This window comes from Caldanaerobacter subterraneus (genome assembly GCF_004345675.1).
Lineage (GTDB): Bacteria > Bacillota > Thermoanaerobacteria > Thermoanaerobacterales > Thermoanaerobacteraceae > Thermoanaerobacter > Thermoanaerobacter subterraneus.
Window position 1 is genome coordinate 1 of the sequence record NZ_SLWU01000072.1, and the last position, 1,442, is coordinate 1,442.

Annotated in this window: 1 pseudogene; it reads right to left on the minus strand. The window is 35.9% G+C overall.

The features are described 5' to 3' along the window. A pseudogene (locus EV203_RS13270) lies at nucleotides 1-1,407 on the minus strand (PKD domain-containing protein); the annotation flags it as partial. Nucleotides 1,408-1,442 lie beyond the last annotated feature (35 nt).

A 1,442-nucleotide genomic window follows, 5' to 3' on the forward strand; every position in this document is an offset into this window, starting at 1 on the left:
GTTTTCAAAGTAATTCGGGTCATGCAGGTACATCCATCTTTCTTGATATTTTGGATCATTTTCTGGGTCATTGTAGTAGGTTTTTATCTCAATTGGTTCGCCTAAAATGACATATTTTTCAATTATTCTCTGCTGGTTTTCTAAGTCTTTTGCAATATACTCTGCAATAACAGTCAGTTGATTGCTTATGCTGTTATCAATAACTTTAAACCCACCATTTGTGGTTAAACTTATAAGCCCATCTGCTTGTGATGCAGGAAATGTTGTCTGCCCTGCAATTACTAGTTTGGCTGATAACTGATTTACTGCATTTACGAACTTTGTTCTTATATTGCTGTCATTATAATCCAAGAAAGACACATCATTAAAAAGTAAAACATATTTACCAGCATTTAAATCTTTATAAACTACATTGAATAAGCTGTTTGCAAGATTATCTAATTTTGCCTCCGTAGGTCTTTCTATGCCTAATAAGGTAGTAATGCTTCTCTGCTGATTTGGTGCAACACTCTGGGAGTGCCACCACAAACTTATTGCCGTATCAATCGTCTGATATGTTTGTCCAACGTAATAACTGCTGCTGAAATGCGCTATGCCGTCATCGTAAGGGAAGAAATAGGTGTAGCTGTTGCTGCTCCATGTTTCCATTCGCCAGTCTGTAGGAGGGGTAATTACTGGATTATCTTTCAATATTCCTACAGCTCTAACCTGATACGTGTCATTGTAAATCTCAAATCCCTTATTTGTTACTTTTATTGGAGAACCATCACTACCTGCTACACAAGTATCATAGTATATCTTAAATCCTATGTTCTTTTGTACAGTAGTTTTATTAGTCGCAACAAAATTTATGAGCACATATTTATCGTCATAGATTGTGTATATTACCTTTATCTCTACTCCATTTATTGTACCGTAATTAACTACTATTTTGCCATTTTCTGTAGTAATTGATGAGGGTGTGTAATTATACAGGTTATGCAAATTCCCATCAATTTTCACTACAAGTGCTGACGTAGTTGATACGTCTCCTATAAAAAGCAAGTACTGATTGTCATCAGAAGTAATGCCCGGAAAACCTTCCACAGTTGTAATCCCGAATCTCCCTGCAGTATCTACAGTAGCCTTAATTACATAGCTTGAAACGGTATATCTGCTGCCATCAAAACTCGTATTTCCTCCATAAGTTCCTGTCCCAAAGTCACTGTCTATCACTCTTGCATCAATGTTTTTGCTGTTTAAAAGAGGTATCAGCAAATTATTTATTCCATCCTCCAGCTGTTTTACCCTTGCATCATAATTGTTCAGTTTACCAACCCTTATAACCAACTCTGCTTTTTTCTTTTCATACATTTCAAAATCCACAACAGGCTGCAAGTTTATCACTTCACATATTTTATCCTTCATCGGCTTATTTGAAGTATCAGCAGTTTTGTAATCTG